The 18,260-nt window shown below is 41.9% G+C and carries 14 protein-coding genes and 2 pseudogenes; 15 read left to right on the forward strand and 1 reads right to left on the reverse strand.

Translation table 11 applies throughout. From position 1 onward, the window contains the following. Positions 1-1,018: 1,018 nt before the first annotated feature. The 9 genes and pseudogenes from B9D94_RS14225 to B9D94_RS14270 all read left to right on the forward strand — a co-directional run bounded on the left by B9D94_RS14225 (position 1,019) and on the right by B9D94_RS14270 (position 8,729). Complete coding sequence (locus tag B9D94_RS14225) at positions 1,019-1,978, forward strand: helix-turn-helix transcriptional regulator (protein WP_006210659.1); 960 nt, start codon at positions 1,019-1,021, stop codon at positions 1,976-1,978. A gap of 343 nt (positions 1,979-2,321) precedes the next feature. After that, a pseudogene (locus B9D94_RS14230) lies at positions 2,322-2,671 on the forward strand (hypothetical protein); the annotation flags it as partial. Positions 2,672-2,786: 115 nt separating this feature from the next. Beyond that, a complete protein-coding gene (locus tag B9D94_RS14235; RefSeq protein WP_063479565.1) occupies positions 2,787-3,239 on the forward strand; it encodes a DUF2269 family protein in 453 nt (150 codons plus the stop codon). Between the two features lie 64 nt (positions 3,240-3,303). Continuing rightward, positions 3,304-4,203: an alpha/beta hydrolase fold domain-containing protein gene (locus B9D94_RS14240; RefSeq protein ID WP_148247308.1), complete on the forward strand. Its 900-nt coding sequence runs from the start codon at positions 3,304-3,306 to the stop codon at positions 4,201-4,203. 237 nt (positions 4,204-4,440) lie between these two features. Beyond that, positions 4,441-5,016 (forward strand): annotated as a pseudogene (locus B9D94_RS14245) (ATP-binding cassette domain-containing protein); the annotation flags it as partial. Between the two features lie 178 nt (positions 5,017-5,194). Continuing rightward, entirely contained in the window at positions 5,195-5,575 is a 381-nt protein-coding gene (locus B9D94_RS14250; protein WP_063479562.1) for a 2'-5' RNA ligase family protein, read from the forward strand. A 333-nt stretch (positions 5,576-5,908) separates the two neighbouring features. Next, the gene (locus B9D94_RS14255) at positions 5,909-6,370 is read left to right on the forward strand and encodes a hypothetical protein (protein ID WP_148247309.1); all 462 of its coding nucleotides are present in this window, start codon (positions 5,909-5,911) and stop codon (positions 6,368-6,370) included. Positions 6,371-6,811: 441 nt separating this feature from the next. Beyond that, the gene (locus tag B9D94_RS14265; protein WP_148247310.1) at positions 6,812-7,207 is read left to right on the forward strand and encodes a cupin domain-containing protein; all 396 of its coding nucleotides are present in this window, start codon (positions 6,812-6,814) and stop codon (positions 7,205-7,207) included. A 736-nt stretch (positions 7,208-7,943) separates the two neighbouring features. Beyond that, entirely contained in the window at positions 7,944-8,729 is a 786-nt protein-coding gene (locus B9D94_RS14270) for a stalk domain-containing protein (RefSeq protein ID WP_148247311.1), read from the forward strand. A 142-nt stretch (positions 8,730-8,871) separates the two neighbouring features. Here the strand turns inward: B9D94_RS14270 and B9D94_RS14275 are convergent, their stop codons facing one another. After that, on the reverse strand, positions 8,872-11,121 hold the full coding sequence (locus B9D94_RS14275) for a helix-turn-helix domain-containing protein (RefSeq protein WP_148247312.1): 2,250 nt from the start codon (positions 11,119-11,121) through the stop codon (positions 8,872-8,874). Positions 11,122-11,368: 247 nt separating this feature from the next. On the opposite strand from B9D94_RS14275, the gene B9D94_RS14280 reads away from it, so the two are divergent. From B9D94_RS14280 to B9D94_RS14305, 6 genes are all read left to right on the forward strand, one after another. Continuing rightward, positions 11,369-12,295, forward strand: coding sequence for an ABC transporter permease (locus B9D94_RS14280; protein WP_148247313.1), 927 nt, complete (start codon positions 11,369-11,371; stop codon positions 12,293-12,295). Between the two features lie 11 nt (positions 12,296-12,306). Beyond that, positions 12,307-13,170: a carbohydrate ABC transporter permease gene (locus B9D94_RS14285; protein ID WP_148247314.1), complete on the forward strand. Its 864-nt coding sequence runs from the start codon at positions 12,307-12,309 to the stop codon at positions 13,168-13,170. 45 nt (positions 13,171-13,215) lie between these two features. Then, positions 13,216-14,790 carry an extracellular solute-binding protein gene (locus B9D94_RS14290; RefSeq protein WP_148247315.1) on the forward strand — a complete coding sequence of 525 codons (1,575 nt, stop codon included), beginning with the start codon at positions 13,216-13,218 and terminating at the stop codon, positions 14,788-14,790. A gap of 25 nt (positions 14,791-14,815) precedes the next feature. After that, positions 14,816-16,069 carry a LamG domain-containing protein gene (locus tag B9D94_RS14295; RefSeq protein ID WP_148247316.1) on the forward strand — a complete coding sequence of 418 codons (1,254 nt, stop codon included), beginning with the start codon at positions 14,816-14,818 and terminating at the stop codon, positions 16,067-16,069. Positions 16,070-16,094: 25 nt separating this feature from the next. Then, positions 16,095-17,114: a Gfo/Idh/MocA family protein gene (locus B9D94_RS14300; protein ID WP_148247317.1), complete on the forward strand. Its 1,020-nt coding sequence runs from the start codon at positions 16,095-16,097 to the stop codon at positions 17,112-17,114. A 94-nt stretch (positions 17,115-17,208) separates the two neighbouring features. Next, entirely contained in the window at positions 17,209-18,228 is a 1,020-nt protein-coding gene (locus tag B9D94_RS14305; RefSeq protein WP_148247318.1) for a Gfo/Idh/MocA family protein, read from the forward strand. The last annotated feature ends 32 nt before the right edge of the window (positions 18,229-18,260 follow it).

The raw sequence follows: 18,260 nt of genomic DNA on the forward strand, positions 1-18,260 counted from the left end.
AAGAATAAAACACGTGGTAGGATTCTGAAGATGGAGTATGTGTCTGATATTCTTATGGGAATGAATTAGGGACGTCAAAGCAATCCCTACATCATCCCATGTCGGGGACAAGAACATAGTCGCATTGTAAGTCACTAAAATAGCGGCTTTTTTGTTTTATTGGTACAAGTTATTGTCCCGAGCCATGAGATTGGAACTGTCGGGGGACAAGAACATGGTATTCGGGAATCAAAGTATGATTACATAATATATAAATTAAACTAGATAGCGCTTGCTTCAGATGATTGTTGACTTTCAGTAAGAATATCATGACAAAAATATATATGCTAAGGAGCTACGAAAAGATATCTAATACTGCATCGGTACAGTGTTTGTTGTAAACTGGAAAAAAAGAAGGAACTTTATGTGTCGAGGGACAAGAACTTGTACCGATTGCCGTAATGGACAAGAACATAGTCCGATTACCGATTAGATGAATATCTAAGTAAACCCAATGCTCCTTCATTAAGTTAACGGACAGGATTACGTACTAACCCTATTCTCCGTCGATACGAGAAAAACATCGAGAAACCAATTGTTCTCCATGTACAATGAACACCGTGGAGGTGCACATCTATGGTCAATAAGCAAAGAATTCAATCCGTACTTAATTATAATGAAACGCATGTACAGGAAGACATTCAGTGTGCTTGTAGCGTTTGACCCCGGCTTCTCTAAGTCACATTTTTTGCGCGTGTTTGAAGCGTACACCGGCTTCACCGACATGTCATATGTACGCGGTTGAAAACAAGATCTTGATGCAGAACGATTAAGGAATATCAATGATAAAATAACGGGGATCGCATATAACTACGTCTTCGAATCCCCTGATGAATTCGGAAGAGCTTTCAAAACCCTGTATAGAATAACACCAGAAAACTATCGGAGAGGAAACGGCTTCTTTTGTCTACCTACATTCCACGCTATAATTGAAATTAATTATCCTGAGCAATTTTTGTGAAACGGAGTAGAAAACAAAATGGTAGACATTCATCATAACTTTCATTTGTTTTTCGACGATTTTGGGCTGCAGCAGCAAAGCTCAAATGGTTCAGAACCAATGATTTTGCGAACGCCAATCGGAGACGGAACCTTTCGTCGACTCGTCCCTCGCCCCGATCTCAATATTGTGTTTTCCGATTTGACGTTTCATGGCGATTTCCTGATGCCGCTAAATGCAAGAACTCCAATGGTTGAGCTTCACTATTGTTTGCAAGGAAAGAATGTCATCCATGTCGAACAAAAACAATACGAATTTGTTCCCGGGATGTGCGCGCTTCAGCTAATCGACGAAGGGAAAGCGCAGTTAGAATTTATCGGGAATCAACATTATCAAGTGTTGTCAGTCGGGATCCCCATTTCGACCTTTAATCATTATATGGAGGATATCTCGGGTGCCAAACATCTTAACTTCTCCGGCCTTCTCGGTCGAAAGCCATTTCGCCTATTTCAGGAGTCCATCGATCCGGTAGCTGCCGTGATCATTAGACGGTTGACTCAGTACGTACAAACAAGCAGAATCAAAAATTTGGAGCTGGAGTGTAATGTGCTGGAGCTCCTGTTGTCGGCCTTTCAATCGTTTCTTTTCGAGCCGAAGCCTCCGAAATTATCCAGCATTGAAAGTCAAAAAATACAGCGGGCGCGCGATATCATGTTGGAACGCATGGCGAACCCCCCATCATTGGTCGAACTGTCCCGCATGATTGGCCTTAACGACTATAAACTAAAAATTGGTTTTAAAGAAGTCTACGGATCGACCGTATTTGGTTATTTGAAGGAAAAGCGTCTGGAGAAAGCCTTTCTCCTTTTACAGCAAGGAGACTTGAATGTGTATGAAACGTCGCTAATGGTAGGCTATTCCAACCCCAGTTACTTTTCGGAAGCGTTTCGGGATAAGTACGGTGTGAATCCCGGAAACTTGCGTAGACGTTCATTTTGATTAGCGGCAGTTATAAACTTGAAAATATTTCTTTGAAAGACTGTTCTTCGGAGTAGTCTTTTTTTGTTTGAATCGATTACTCCCTGTGGCCGCGAAAATACTCCGTCTAGTGGTAGATAAGGAATCGATTCGGTTGTATTCTAAAAAATGTGAAGGTCATGGGAGTGTAGCACTGGCTCCTATTGCTGGAATTCGCAAATATTTGTCGAAAAAATGAGCCGAATCAGAGAAAAACGCTGCGATTTGCTTCTGTTATTGGTGCTGTAGGTGACTTAGCTGGGATTCTGATCCAAGTGTAGTGATCTGATAGGGGAAGGAAGAGATATGACAAATTTAAAAAGGGCTGACAAGACTGCTGGAAATCGCCGGAGAAAGCGCGGACTGATATTCGTCTCCTGCCTGTTATCTTCGCTCGGCGCAGTTTGTATGCTGGTGCCTTACGCTTCCATGTATTTCATTTTGAAAGAGTTGCTGGAACACTCAGCGTCACCATTGTTGGCTGGAGGAGCAGAGATGATCCGTTGGGGCGTAATCGCATTACTCAGCTTCGCAGCCGGCTTGATCATGATGTACGCATATGATTCGCTGGAACGGATGAATGCTTCTGCCGTCCAGTATGTGCGGGGGATGCCGGCCGTCAAGGTGTTCGGGCAAACTGTGCAATCGTTTCGCCAGTTTCACCAGGACATGATCCGGAAAGCACCGATGATGCGCGAGGAAGTGATCGGCCTGATAAAGATGTGGAAAGTGGATTTCTTACGAGGCTGTGCAAGTGAACGATAAAGAATACATTGAGAGGTAAATGCGCATGAATCAAATTTATACATTATTGGTTGGCATCCATATTTTTGCCGCTATCTTAGGTGCGGGTCCTTTACTCTTATCGAACGTGATCCTAAAAAGTGCTAAGGATTTAAGTGAATTAAAATATGCACATCAAGGCGTTGAGAAACTGAATAAAGCTGCCACTATTGGTTGGATCACTTTATTGCCTACTGGATTATTGATGGGATGGATCAACCCATCACTGTTTCGAATGTTGTGGTTCGACACCTCAATAGCTTTGTTCGTAGTTTTCAGCCTTTACTCGGAAGTGGTTATTGGATCTAAAATGAAAACTTTGCATGAACTGATCAAATCCTGTGAAAGTGAAGAGATTCCGCAACAATATAAAACCTTGTCTAGTAAACTAATTCCTTATGATTGGTTTGGTAAACTACTCGTCGTTGCCATTATCCTATTGATGGTGTTTAAACCTTAAAACTGTAACAAAATATATACTCGTTCCATTTGTATGAAAAAAACAATAAGAGAGGTTTTTTAAGATGAAACGAAGCATACGCAGCAAACTGATAGAATCTATTTTATTAATGAGTGGAACAAAACAACGTTATTCAGATAAAGTGAAGTTTGCGAAATTTCTCGAACAAAAGCGAACCGTGAATGCAAAACCATATTTTTTGCCTAAAGGAATCCAACAAAAACTGAATATTGGCTTGGATCAATCGTATGGAAAGGACTGCTATGTATTACATGGGTACAAACAAGTCGATGATAAATATATTATTTATTTGCTAGGTGGAGGTCATATAAATCGGCCTGTAGGTGGTAATTGGAAATTCATACGTAAAGTAGCGGACCTGAGCAATGCTACAGTGGTCGTGCCTATCTATCCAAAAGCCCCTCTTCATCAGTATCATGAATCATATGATCAAGTACTCCCCATTTATGAAAAGCTGTTAATGAAAACCTCTCCGCAAAATATTATTTTGATGGGAGATTCGGCAGGCGGTGGATTTGCGTTAGGATTAGCTCAACTGTTAAAGGAAAAAGATCTACCACAACCAAGTCGAATAATATTAATTTCTCCATGGTTGGATATCACATTGTCGAATCCAGATATTCAACACTTCGAGAAAAATGATGCCACCTTAGGTTCATATGGGCTCACCATCATCGGAAGGCTATATGCTGGCGACACAGACCCGAATCACTATCTTTTAAGCCCAATAAACGGTGATATACATGGCTTAGGGGAAATTTCCTTATTTATCGGAACTCACGATCTGATGGTAGCTGATGCGCGAAAGTTTAGAGACCGAGCTAAAAAGGAGGGTGTCATGATCAATTACTACGAATATCCAAAAATGAACCATGTCTTTCCTGCGATGCCGATTCCAGAAGCCAAAAAAGCAATTAGACAAATCATTGATTTGATCTCTTGAAATAAAAAACTGAAACTGCACCCGTTCCATCGAAACACGGGGAACTACTGACGAAGTGGCTCCCTCCTCCGGAGAAGTGGCTCATTTATTTCGGAGACCTGGCTCTCAACTTACCGAAACAGTGGCTCTAACGCAACGGGATATTCGGGAAAAGGGACTGGGCGTCCCCACGTTCAGACTGCAAAAACTGCTGCTTGCCGATATGCTCTGTTATATGCATCGCATTCCGGTAGGACAACAGGTGTGGCCGGGTCGGGTAAGAGCTCGCTCATCAACCATGTATTCATGCAGAAGTATCCCGACGACGATCGCGATCGACCAGTCCGCGGTCGGTGTATCCAACCGATCCATTTCTGCTACCTACACGGGGATTATGGATGATGTGCGTAAAACTTTCGCAACAGCCAACCTGGTCAATCCTGGGCTGTTCAGCTTCAACTCCAAAGGGGCTTGCGAGCATTGCCAAGGGCTCAGCGTTGTCTACACGGATCTCGCTTACCTGGATGAAGTTAAGTTACCTTGCGATGTATGCGGCGGCAGACGATTCAAGGAGGAAGTGCTCCGGTATAAGTTGAACGGACGCTCCGTCGCCGATGTGCTGTCCATGACTGTAAGTGAAGCGATCGATTACTTCGGCATGGGCAGCGGAGACATTGTGCGTAAACTGCAGGCGATGAGCGACGTCGGGCTGGACTGGACTATCTGTCGCTCGGCCAGCCGCTGAGTAAGCTGTCCGGCGGTGAATGCCAGCGGATCAAGCTGGCCATCGAGCTGCACAAGCAGGACGGCATCTATGTGATGGATGAACCTACGTGTCGGGGGACAAGAACATAGTCCCATTAGAAGTCGCTATTTTAGCGGCTTTTTTGTTTTATCGGTACAAGTTCATGTCCCGGTTCGAGGACACGAACTTGTACCGATTACCGAAAAGGACAAGAACTTGAGCCGATTACCGATTAGATAAGTATCCCAAAGTGGACTTACGGAGGATATGAATTGGCTTGAAAAAGTAAGAGAAACTTGTTCTTTATTTCCAATCTTCCAGTTAACTTTGTCTGAACCAGCAACATTCGGAACAGCGGTTACATTCCTTAGCGTTGAATCGAAAGAAATATATAATCTACACAAGATCTTGTTAGATGCGGTTTCCCCACCGCCCGAACTTATTGATAGGTATATAGAGTTGGATCACTTCATTCCACATTTGGGTCAAACAAAATGGGGCATGAATGAAGCAGAAATTATAGAAATGAAATTGGCTGCGAGAGAAGCATTATCTCCTTTTCCAAGCTTTGATGTATCATTCGTGCGGGTATTTGATATCAAAAAAAACGCACCTTTTGAAGATATCAAACTTGCCAAGTTGTTCTAATTTGATCATTTAACTAACGGGTACGATAGCTCATTAAAACAAGAAGGCAGCAGATCAACGTGATCGGCTGCTTTTGTTCAACTAACGGGCAGCTTAGCGTAACAGCGTGAATGTGTAAGAAAATCAAGAGTGTTGAGAATCCTTACTAAATACATGGACGTCTTAGAATTGGTTATACAATGATGGTTTGTTTGCTTAGAAGCAGCGTCATAAGCTGTAACATATTGTATCGCTGGATATCACATCGTTGTTGAGCGTACATTGCAACATTGGGGAAGTTAATGGCGTTATTTATTATAGAATAAAAATCGATAAAAATGAGAGGGAAAAGGAATGAGATGGCTTGGAGGTTTCATCATTTTAATTGTACTATTGTTAATTATTCTGGTGTCTTGTAAATCTTCATCCAACCAGAATGTGGTTGAATATCGTCAAGAAGTAAGCCAATCAGAAATACCTGCTTTCAGTATATCAGCCAATGAAGTTGTACGTGTGACAACGCACATGTTGAATTCAGATGATATTGCCGGAGAAACACATGAGGAAAATAATATTAATAAATTATTGAATATTTTAAACCACAATCATGCAATGGATCCCGATGATTCTCCACCGGCGGACTTTTACAGAGAAGTACGCATAAAAAAAACAGATGGATCCTATATAGTACTAAATTTCGGAGGAGGGGGGTCCTTTTTTAAAGAAGAAGATTCAGGATTTTTTTATGTTCTTTCACCAAAAGAAAATTATAGATCATTAAATTCATTAATTGATTATATTGAAGGTGAAGACTAAATTAACATCATTTTTCGTAAATAGCTGTTGAAGAGATGTGTCGAGGGACAAGAACATAGTCCCATAGAAAGTCACTAATTTAGCGGCTTTTTTTGTTTTATCGGTACAAGTTCTTGTACCGAGTCAAGGACAAGAACTTGTACCGATTGCCGTAAAGGACAATAACATGAGCCGATTACCGACTAGATAAGTATCTAACTATGTTCCATGCAAATTCAATACGCTAACGGGCAGGATAATTCAGTATGAAGACGGAAGAGAAGAGGTCATGGCATCATCTCCCGCAGAATGCGCTCTGGTTTGGTCAGAGCCTCGTCCTTTTATTGGGGGGGCGGCTCTTTAAGTGTCATCTTTCATTTTATGTAGGATGGCCCAAAGCTTGGTCAGCATTTAATATCGCAAAAGAAATCTATAAAAAATAAAAGAAGGTAGGGATTAAATATGGCAAAAGAAGAATTAAGTAACAGCACAATCTTCCCGTTAGGAGAACAAGTTGAAACAAACTTTGTCGGAAATGCATACTTACACATGGTGTTTACCGATCCGACGCCACTTAATACATCAATCGGGAATGTAACCTTTGCCCCGGGTGCTCGTAATAATTGGCACTCTCATAAAGTAGGACAGGTTTTACTAGTTACAGGTGGAGAGGGTTGGTATCAAAAAGAAGGAGAACCTGCCCGATTACTTAAGACGGGGGATGTAGTTAATATCCCGCCGCATGTAAAACATTGGCATGGTGCAACAAAAGATAGTTGGTTTGTGCACTTAGCAATGACACCTGGAGAAACTGAATGGTTGGAACCTGTAGACGATGAATGGTTCAATAACTTATAAAATATAAAGGAATAAAACATCGGGTCATTTGATTCGATGTTTTATTCAGCCTGCACCTAGGTCTGCGAGAATCTAAAAGGTTGATGTGGCAAGTCCAATCTTTTCTTTTGGAGATGATTTAACGAGCAATCGCTTGAGCACTTGGGATAATTGTTCCATATCCAAGTTATAGAAACAGCGGATAACAAGAGCAAGAATCCATTCGATGCTAGAGTTCTTCGATAAGAACCTGAAGAATTTAGTATCTACTACAGAAAGTCTAAAACAATAATTTTCAGCAAATTAAAAATACGAGGAAAGTTTAATGCGAATGCTCTCCAATTAGAAGGCGTTTTATGCTTACCTGAGAATACTTCAAACAACAAAACACTTGTTCCTATTTATTGAGAAGTAACATCAATAACAATGGATAAGCTAAGACTATTAAATAATACAGGATTTATTTACTCCTTCCCCTTCAAGCCGCAAAAGCGTTACTGTTGAAGAAGAATAGTTCGTTCATACCCGTACGCTTAGTGTCCGAGCTGTTAGGATCCCCTGTAGAATACATGGCGAATCCTAAAACTGTAATCATATTTGAGCAAAAATAGTATCATTACGTACTACCTGATCCCTCCGGCATAATTTGCTGGAGGGATTGTTTTAGACTTTATTCTGCTAAGAGCATGAAGGGGTCTAATTAACACTAGTATAAAGTTAGGGGCAAGAATTTTAGAACCGTGGGAGAAGTCATCCTATGAAAAAAACAATACTCGCACTAACACTCTCTTTAGTGTGTACGTTACTAATCGGTAATCCAGCGATAAGCTTTGCTAATAATTTTTCGAATACGATTGACAATGGAAAAATTGTAAATGGACGAATGCTCATTCCATTACGTGCTGTTTCAGAGAGATTCAATTCAGAAGTAACTTGGAGCCAGGCAAAAAAAAGCATTACGATGATTCGTGGCAAACGAGAGCTATTACTGCGTGTAAATTCTCGCATTGGTTTATTAAATAACGCTGCTTTCCACCTTGATGTGCCAGCAAAAATTGATAATGGAACAACTTATGTACCCGCACGTGTATTTGTTGAAGCCTTTGGCGGAACCGCGCTGTGGTCCGAACAAGAACGAAAAACAACCATTACAATCGGTCTGCAACAGGTCTTTATCCATACAGAGCCGCAGAAGCATTGGAGAATGAGTCAAGAGAGAATAAACGTACTTAATGAGAAGATAAATAAAGCCACCGATCTCTCAAGCTATTCGCAAATCCGAACACATTTCAGACCTTATTTCACGGACTCATTTATAAACAAGATCATTCACAGTCATGGCATTAAAAATAACGCTTTACTATCAAAAAAGGCCGAAATTGAATACAACAGCACCACCGCGGCGAGAATGCACCAATCTGCTTACTTTGAAAGCGGTCCTATCAATCTTGAGCTCGTTGATCGTTATGTATTCTATAAATTTGTTGATAACCAATGGAAGGTAGACGATGTGAATGTAGGCAGACAAATTATTGAGCCATAATACGGACGAGAGCAGGAAGTTGGTTGGCCAGATGAATTTAGATGTCAATGGATGATACCTTCACAGGAGGTTTTGTAACAGCCGATCCACGTGGATCGGCTGTTTTTGTTCAGCTAACGGGTATGAACATTCGGACCTTCAATTAGCAATCGGCATTTCTCCGATATTGATTTGGCGTGTTCCCGGTAAACTTCTTAAACATGCGATGAAAGGAATTCATATTGAGATACCCCGATTGAATAGCAACGTCTTGTACCTTTAAATTGCTATTCTTGAGCAATGCTTTGGCTTTATTGACCCGTACCTCATTAACATAATCAATAAAGCTTCTTCCCGTTTTCTCTTTAAAATAAGTGGAGAGGTACCCTCCGGAAATATATAATTTTTCTGCCACAAGATCTAACGTAATATCCTCAGCGTAATGCGTTTCTAAATAATCATATACAAACTCAATAATATGATCCCGTTTATCCTTGTGATGATCAATGCATTCGATTGCATGTGCCAAAAAGCGCTCGAAAAATGCCTTTAACTCAGCGGGGTTATGGCAATCTCTTAGTTGTTCAAGGGGGTCGCCCAAAGGCTCGGTATTTATTCGAAGCGAATATAGGACACGCAGTACTTTGTTAATGATTTCTTCTGACAGCGTATAAAATTGATTGGCCGATAAGTCTCTTTTTTCCATGTGCATGAGTATTCGGTAGACCCAATCCGTGACGTTTTTTAGATTCCCAGCACGTACGTTATTTTCAAGCTCCATGTCTTGCGACGATAGCTTAGGATAGCTATCTTTATTAGGCTTAGATCGCAGTATAATTTGGGTTTCGTCATTAAAGCTTCTGTGCTTGTTTAATTCCAACACTTGACCGTACGCGGCATTGAGGTCAAGGGTGTCCTGATAAATGGTGCTAACAGAGATCGTGAAAAAGCTATGTTCCCGGTCATGATCAAAGACCTGCTTCATGCTCTCCAGAATTTCCTCCGTTTCATTAAGCCTGTTCGGTTCTGCTGTAACAATGGACAGTACTTGGTTCTCTTCGATTTGAAAAGTCAGTGAATCCTCATAAGCTTGAGAAACTTTGTAATCAATAAATTCTTTAATAAAGTACGTCCATCTTTCCTTCAACTCGGTTTTGTCCAGCATGGTTTTCTTAATGGTGAACTCAAATAGAATGAGAAGATAAGGCTTCTTGGAGAGAACCATATGCTTCAGTTCATGGATATGACTATGAATATTTTTTAGTTTGCTCGTGTAAGCGTAGTACTTGAGCAGTACATTTTTTTTGTTCAAATCCTCATGGATGTCGCGATTTAATTGCATCATTTGTGTTACCCCGCTGCTGATGATGTCAAATTCTTTGATTTTGCTGCGGTATGGGGCATTTTTGTTCAGATGTTGAATGGAGTCAGCGATGTTTTTTATAGGGCTGTTGAGTCGGATACTGAACAGGATGGAAGCAATAATGCTGATAACTACGGATAGGACAAGCAAAGTAACTAAGGTCATATTCATACGTTTATGAACAGAAATATTGCTGTCGGGAATGACGTTGATGTAGGTATAACCTGTAATTTCTCCAGTTTTATGAAAGTAGTAGTTACCTCCATGCTTCGTAAAATTGCTGCTGTTATCCAGGATCGGAATGCTATCCGCACTGCCTTGTCCGGAAGAAAATATCAATTGACCCGAAGGATCAAGAATATGGAAGTGATCATTGATCGAATTATGGAAGTTGTTAAACAACTGATCCGCATTAATCATTGCAATCATATAAAAATTGTTTTGAAAAGAGTTTTTCACCAGGAAGGGAAATGATCTGCCGACTAATCGCGGTGTATTCCTTATATCTTGCTCAAGAAAATAGACTGCGGGCAGCAACTTGCTCGAAAACTTCTCTTCTAATAGATTTTCCCAGTAATCAACCGGGTAATTGTCGCTAGAATAAAACTTGGAAAAGTAAATGTCCGCATTAGAGCTTGTATCTTTATCCAGGACAAAAGAATCCTTCTTGAAATAAAGAATGAGATTGTCCATATATAATAGGTGGTTATTTAGCAGCGCACCAATGTCCCTATAAGTTTGATAGGTGATCCAATAGTTTCTTTTATCCTGGCTTTTTTCAAGAAACTGAACATGATCCGACGAGTGAAAATGAAACATTAAATTTTTGATCATTTCAAAATGCTTCTCATATCTCTCCGTTGTGTTGTTCAGATTGGTTGTGTTGTACTTAATAACTTCATTACGGACATTGCTTTTGGAAAAGGCGATGGAGAAAAAGTTAAAGGAAGCTAAGGTAACAATAATGATAAGAAAGCTCACAAACAAACTTATCAGTAAGGAACTGCTTTTGTTTTTTAACCTTCTTAGTATTTTCCTCAACCCACCCATTCCCTTCTCCTAATCAGCCGATTGATAAATTCCGTTATATCTAGACTAATGAATGTTGTAATGCTTTGTAAAGATTTAACTTTTCACCGTAGATGTCACTTTTCTAGGTTTATCATCTATTTACGAAAAACAGCAGCAGAAAGACAAAAAATAAAAAAGAGACAGTATGTTTCAGCCCATTTTCCCGTTAGTATTCGGGTATAAGTCAGCAGGTCACAAAGAATATAGAGCGTAAGGAGAAGGGATAATGGAAAAAACGGACTTCCTTTCACATTCATTTATGAATCGCGTAATTAAAGGCAGATATCTGTTGTTAATGTTTCTTCCATGCTTGCTTTATTATTTAATTTTTAAATACCTGCCTATGTTTGGAGTTGTCATCTCATTCCAAAACTACAATTTGTTCAAAGGCATATGGGAAAGCGATTGGGTTGGATTTAAAAATTATCTGATGTTTTTTAAAAATCCTGATTTTTTGATCATCATAAGAAACACTTTCTTATTAGGCTTATACAATTTGATATTTGGGTTTCCCGCTCCGATTATATTAGCCATACTGCTCAATGAAGTGACAAAGGGAGTGTTTAAGCGTTTTATCCAAACGGTCAGTTATCTTCCTCACTTCATATCTAATGTCGTTGTAGCCGGGATGGTTGTTATGTTTCTCTCTCCATCCACAGGAATGATTAACAGTTTTATAGAGTGGCTGGGTTTTGAGCCGATTAATTTTCTAATGAAGCCGGACTATTTCCGAAGCATTTATGTCATATCCGATATTTGGCAGCATGTGGGCTGGGAGACCATCATCTATTTGGCTGCGTTAACCGCTATTGACCCGCAGCTATACGAAGCCGCCAAGATCGATGGGGCGAATCGTTGGAAACAAATGCTGAACGTTACCCTGCCTGGAATGGCGCCGACCATTATTATTCTGCTTATTCTTAACGTTGGCAGAGTGCTTGAAGTCGGTTTTGAGAAGGTGTTTCTTCTGTACAATCCTGCTACCTACGAAACAGCAGATGTAATCGGAACTTATGTTTACAGGACTGGGATTATAGGCGGCAACTATAGCTACGCTACAGCCATAGATTTGTTTACCGGTCTAATTAGCCTCATCTTGGTCTATGGCACAAACCTGCTGAGTCGTAAAGTTAGCGAAACGAGTCTATGGTAAGGGGGAGAAGAATGAGAAAAATCAGTATATTTCATATTGTAAACGTTATTGTCCTGCTAGGTGTGGTTATCGTTACGTTATATCCATTCCTTTACATGATTGCCGTATCCCTAAGCAAAGATATTTTTGTGCTCAGAGGCGAGGTTTGGCTATGGCCAAAAGGCTTCAATTTGGATATGTACAAGCTGGTTCTCAATGACCCCCGTATCTTTACAGCATATACGAATACGATCTTGTATACAGTGATAGGTACGTTAGTTGCCCTTGTTGTTACTTCTTTAGGCGCCTACGCGATCTCCAAGAAGGAGATGGTGTTTCAAAAGTTTTTTATGATGCTCATTGTGTTTACGATGTTTTTCTCCGGGGGGATGATTCCCACATTTTTGATTGTGAAAGATATGGGGTTGATGGACACCCTCTGGGCGATGGTTTTGCCGGGTGCAGTAAGCACTTGGAACCTTATTATTATGAGGACATTCTTCAGAGGCATTCCGATTGAACTCGAAGAATCTGGACGAATCGATGGATTAACGGATTTTGGAATATTTTTGAGAATCGTGCTGCCCTTATCTAAAGCGGTTCTGGCAACGATAGGCTTATTTTGCGCAGTTGGCATATGGAATAACTTCTATCAAGCATTGCTCTATTTAAGAGATTCCGACCTATATCCGCTGCAGGTTGTACTAAGAAATATCGTTTTATCCGGTCAGGTGAATAACAGCGATGTAACTAGTGTAGGAGGTGATAATCTAATCGTTGAAGAATCTTTAAAGTTTGCTACTATTATTGTTTCAACACTGCCTATTCTGCTTGTTTACCCGTTTCTTCAGAAGTATTTCGTCAAGGGGGTCATGATTGGCTCAGTTAAAGGCTGATGAAAGGTTTATAAATCGATCGAAACCGAAAGGATGTTGTTATCGATGAGAAAGCCATTATCTTTATTGGTAGTATTCATGTTCATGATGTCGATTGTTGCTGCTTGCTCGAGTTCGAATGAGCCAACTACGGGTAACGTCGTCAGCCCTGCGGATACCGACAGCAAGAACAAGCCAGGAGAAACTGCGCAGCCTGCACAAGGGGGAGTCTTCAAGTTTGATGAAAAGAAAACGTTTACAATGCTTACCGAATCCCATGCAAGCTGGCCGTACGACAAGGAGTGGTTAATTTGGGATTTGATTGAGGAATATACCAATGCCACAGTCGATGTAGAAGTACCGGCAGGTACGATTGGTGAAACGTTAAGCTTAACGATTGCTGGCGGGGATCTTCCCGATCTAATGTATATGCCCAATTATGCTTTGGCTAATCGGTATGGCAGTGAAGGCGCGTTAGCTAATATTCTGGATTATGTCGATCTCATGCCGAACTTCAAGAAATGGATGGAGCAATATCCCGAGCAGACCCAGATGGCATTAGCGGCCGATGGAAGCATGTATATATTCCCCAACGAAGGGTTTGGTCAAACGAATCGGATGGTATGGCTGTATCGTGAGGATATCTTCAGTAAGCACGGCTTGAAATCACCAGCCAACTATGATGAATTGTACGACGTGCTTAAGCAGTTGAAGGAGCTGTATCCAGACAGCTACCCGCTCAGCTTCCGCGGCGGCTTCCAACGACTGCTCAATATGGCGGTTAATTTCGATACCAGCAATAAATTATATTACAATTTCGAATCTAAAGAGTGGAAGTATGGACCAATTGAAGATAACTTCAAATTGCTGGTCGAGTATTTGAATAAATTTTATAAAGAAGGATTTATTCCTCCCGATTTCCTGACGATGGATGCGAAGGCATGGCAGGATATGATGTCAACAAACCGATCATTTATGTCTATGGACTACATTGGACGAATTGATTTCTTCAACGTACCGCTTCGCGCTGATAATCCGGAATTCAACTTGGCGAATATGGCTCCTCCAGCAGGCAAGCTTGGCGGCAAACAACTAAATCCTCATCTGCATTATGTCCAGTCTGGTATGACGGTCGCATCCACCTCAAACCAAATTGAAGATGTCATGAGATACATGGATTTCTTCTACTCCGAGGAAGGCAGAATCGCTGCGAGTTGGGGAAAAGAAGGCGTGACTTTCACAACAGAAAACGGGAAAAAAAAGATGCTTCCAGAGTTTGTGGATGTATCTGATTTGAGAAAGAAAACAGGCTTGGCTACCAATGGCACTTACGCATGGATTGATTATGACGCTCATTTGTCCTTGTCCTCGCAGGAACTTCAAGCTGCTTATGGAGAGGCTGAAAAATACGATAGTCCGATGCAGCCGATGCCTGCTCTTACACATGAAGAGCTTGAGACCAACACAACGATAAGTGATAGCATTACAAAGAGAATGGAGCAAAGCATAGCCAATTTCATTCTGGGCGAACTCAGTTTAGATCAGTGGGATCAATATGTGAAGCAAATTGAAGACTTAGGGCTTCAGCAACTGATCGATATTCATACAACAGCCCATCAACGCATCTTGGACGCTCAATAATACGGAGTCGAAGGGAGAAAAGAAAATGCGAAACAACGGTTGGAAATCAATGCTGCTCATAACGTTAGCAGCATTGATCATTACCATCAGTCTGCCGCATGGTTCTGCTGCTGCTTCAGATGTCTACTCATACGATGATGTGATATTGGAGGATCAGCCCGTCGGCTACTGGGCATTGGATTCAAAAGTCCCTTCAGATCAGACCGGACATGGGCATGACGGAGCTTTCACCGGGGATCCTGTCAACACAGTTTTACCTAATGGCGATACGGCTGTCGTCTTCAATGGAATCGATCAATATTACACGATTCCAGATCATGATGATTTAGAGCTTACGAAGAACGGCATCTTGACCATCGAGGCCTGGATGCGCCCCGATACGCTGGAATTCACGAAACAACAGAGCAGCGGGTATGTCCATTGGATGGGGAAGGGAGAACCGGGTCAACACTCCTGGGCTTCAAGAATGTACAGTTATACGAACACGGAGAATCGGCCAAACCGCATAAGCGGGTATTCGTTCAACTTGGCGGGAGGACTAGGCGCTGGATCTTACTTCCAGGACCCTGTTACGGTTGGAGAATGGATTCATTATGTTCTTGTCATTAATACTGTAGATGTCAGCAATAAATATCCGACAGGCTATACGAAAATTTATAAGAATGGCGTACTGCGGGATCAAGATGTGCTTGCTGGCTACAATATTATTCCAGGCAACGGGACTGCGCCGATCCGTATTGGGACGAGAGATTTCGGGTCTTTCTTCGAAGGTGCGATTGGGAAAGTGGCGATTTATGATTACGAGTTAACGGCGGAGCAGCTGACCCGCCATTATAGCAGCATGATGAACGGGATAACTGTCCAGGAAATGGTTGCGAATATGGAACAAATAAAGGAACGAAGCGGAAGTTCAGACCTCATCGAGGAAGCTTTGGAAGAAATGATTGCCTTGTATGGAACATCCCAAGTGCTTCTGGATCTCCTTCCGCAGGATGATGGATATGTTGAGCAATTGCGAAATCTTTTGGCCGCAGCACAGCGAGACATTATAGACTCGATGAATTCTTTCTTAAGCGCACAGAAACCCGGTAGCGCCTATCGCATAGCTGAGCCATTGCTGGCATTCCTTATCGATTTCGCCATTCAAGAAACCGGAGCGAGGAATATCCGCGATCAGGGGATCGTACAAGACTATGTGATGTCCATTGTGAAAAGTCATGCAACGGGCAATGCGGTAGAGAAAATGATCATACTGCGCTTAAGCCAGAGCGGTCAGTGAAACATGACTGGAGGAGGATTACTGCATGATTTCAAGCAGCAATAAAGTACGGTTTGCGATACTTGGGTGCGGTGCTATATCTCGTATTCATATTGAAGGGATCCTCAATACAGAAGAGGCAAGTTTAGCAGCTGTCTGTGATGTAAGCGAGGAACGCGCTCGCCAAATAGGACAATTCCATGATGTTCCTTATTATACAAGTTATGAAGAGTTATTGAAGCAGGAAGACATTGATGTCATCAACATCTGTACCCCAAGCGGCATGCACCCGGAACAAACCATTATGGCCGCGAAGGCGGGAAAGCATGTTATCGTTGAAAAGCCGATTGCAATCCGAATGGATGATATCAACCGGATGATACAAGCTTGCCAGGATCATCAGGTGCTCATGACCAGCATCTTCCCTAGGAGAATGTCTCCTGCTGCGCAGTATGTAAAGAAATTTATAGAAGAAGGAAATCTAGGTAAATTAAGTCTTTGTACAGCGTTAGTGAAACCGTATCGCCATCAATCCTATTATGACAGCGCCGGTTGGAGAGGAACCTGGAGCATGGATGGCGGAGGTGTCTTAATGAATCAAGGCATTCACAGCATTGATTTGCTTCAATGGCTGGCAGGACCTGTAGTATCCGTTTATGGAAAAGCTGAGCATGTCCTTCGAAATATTGAAGTCGAAGATACCGCAGCTCTATTCCTGCAATTTGCTAATGGTGCCATTGGAACAGTTGAAGCTACAACCACCGCGTATAAGCAGCCTGCACATCAAATCGTGATTCATGGCGAGCTTGGAACGATCATATTGACGGAAGACCAAATCACTGTCTTTGAGCTGATTGATCAAGAATTCGTTGTTCCGCAGTTTGAACCCTTCAAGACGATACCGGATGGACATCGTATGCAGATTCATGACATGGCCCTAGCAGTGCAAGAAGGGCGTCAACCTATTATTACGGGTGAGGATGCCAGGGCATCACTTGCCATTATACTAAGCGCATACGAATCCAGTAACTTAGGCAGGATCGTTAATCTGCAGGAATACCAATAATCCGTATATGAAAATTCTGGGGTCAGCTTTGTCAAATGCTAATGGGGATGTATGAATCCCCATTAGCAGCTAGCTAAAGGAGGCGGACTAGCAGATGAAAGATATCAGTCGAAAGTTTGCCATCATCGGCTGTGAGCACGCACATATTGCTGCATTTATCGAGGAAATGCTTGCGATGGGCTGGGAGTGTGCGGGAATATTCGAACCACGAAACCGGAAGCTGGCGGAATCAATAAGTCACCGATATCATATCCCCATCGTTGAGGACCGTCTCGCATTATTGAACGATGCTGTGGAAATTGTAGGCTGTGCCGCAATAAACAACGAAAAAATCGATATCATTGAACTGTGCGAGCAGCATGGAAAGCATATCATGCTTGATAAGCCTGCAGTCACGAACAGTGAAGATTTAGTAAGGCTGAGAGAGGTAATGGAGCGGGGACGAGTGCATGTCGGCATGCTGTTGACCGAAAGATATCGTCCATCCATCCGAAGGTTAAAGCGGCTTATCGATTCCGGTGAACTTGGCAAGATTGTCAATATTGCGATGAGAAAACCGCATAGATTGCAGCATGAGAACCGACCAGCGTGGCATTTTTCTAAAAAGCAGAACGGAGGCATTATCTTCGATCTGTTTATTCATGATTTCGATTTGCTTCGATGGCTGACTGGCAGTGAAATTAAAGCGATTGACGGATACATGGCCAAGACGATATTTCCGGAATATCCAGACTTTTATGATTTATCCAGCTTGCAGGTGTGTTTACAGAATGGCGTACTCGCTCAATTGTATGCCGATTGGCATAATCCTGAGAGCAGTTGGACCTGGGGAGACTGCAGAATATTCGTTACAGGTACGAAGGGTGTGGCTGAGCTGCGGTTAGAGGGGGATCCGCTAATCAGCGAAGAGGCGTTATTGCTGCAGGTCAGTCATAATCAGAAGTTGACGAGAGTACCCATTGGAGAAGCGGATGAAGTCAGGATAGCCCGTGACTTTCTGAATCGGTTAGAGGGTAATCAAGCAGCGATTACACATGACGATATATACCTGGCTTCACTAGCAACTGTAGAGGCGGATCGTAATGTGAAAATAATATCTTATTGTGGCAGCTAATCATTGCTTCATACAAAATGATTCGCAAAAGG

Source organism: Paenibacillus sp. Cedars (assembly GCF_003184205.1).
GTDB lineage: Bacteria > Bacillota > Bacilli > Paenibacillales > Paenibacillaceae > Paenibacillus_AQ > Paenibacillus_AQ glucanolyticus.

Bases quoted from the DNA above. Each gene is read 5' to 3' on its own strand.
- B9D94_RS14225 (WP_006210659.1), top strand. From the start codon at position 1,019: ATGGTAGACATTCATCATAACTTTCATTTGTTTTTCGACGATTTTGGG.
- B9D94_RS14235 (WP_063479565.1), top strand. From the start codon at position 2,787: ATGAATCAAATTTATACATTATTGGTTGGCATCCATATTTTTGCCGCT.
- B9D94_RS14240 (WP_148247308.1), top strand. From the start codon at position 3,304: ATGAAACGAAGCATACGCAGCAAACTGATAGAATCTATTTTATTAATG.
- B9D94_RS14250 (WP_063479562.1), top strand. From the start codon at position 5,195: ATGAATTGGCTTGAAAAAGTAAGAGAAACTTGTTCTTTATTTCCAATC.
- B9D94_RS14255 (WP_148247309.1), top strand. From the start codon at position 5,909: ATGAGATGGCTTGGAGGTTTCATCATTTTAATTGTACTATTGTTAATT.
- B9D94_RS14265 (WP_148247310.1), top strand. From the start codon at position 6,812: ATGGCAAAAGAAGAATTAAGTAACAGCACAATCTTCCCGTTAGGAGAA.
- B9D94_RS14270 (WP_148247311.1), top strand. From the start codon at position 7,944: ATGAAAAAAACAATACTCGCACTAACACTCTCTTTAGTGTGTACGTTA.
- B9D94_RS14275 (WP_148247312.1), bottom strand. From the start codon at position 11,121: ATGGGTGGGTTGAGGAAAATACTAAGAAGGTTAAAAAACAAAAGCAGT.
- B9D94_RS14280 (WP_148247313.1), top strand. From the start codon at position 11,369: ATGGAAAAAACGGACTTCCTTTCACATTCATTTATGAATCGCGTAATT.
- B9D94_RS14285 (WP_148247314.1), top strand. From the start codon at position 12,307: ATGAGAAAAATCAGTATATTTCATATTGTAAACGTTATTGTCCTGCTA.
- B9D94_RS14290 (WP_148247315.1), top strand. From the start codon at position 13,216: ATGAGAAAGCCATTATCTTTATTGGTAGTATTCATGTTCATGATGTCG.
- B9D94_RS14295 (WP_148247316.1), top strand. From the start codon at position 14,816: ATGCGAAACAACGGTTGGAAATCAATGCTGCTCATAACGTTAGCAGCA.
- B9D94_RS14300 (WP_148247317.1), top strand. From the start codon at position 16,095: ATGATTTCAAGCAGCAATAAAGTACGGTTTGCGATACTTGGGTGCGGT.
- B9D94_RS14305 (WP_148247318.1), top strand. From the start codon at position 17,209: ATGAAAGATATCAGTCGAAAGTTTGCCATCATCGGCTGTGAGCACGCA.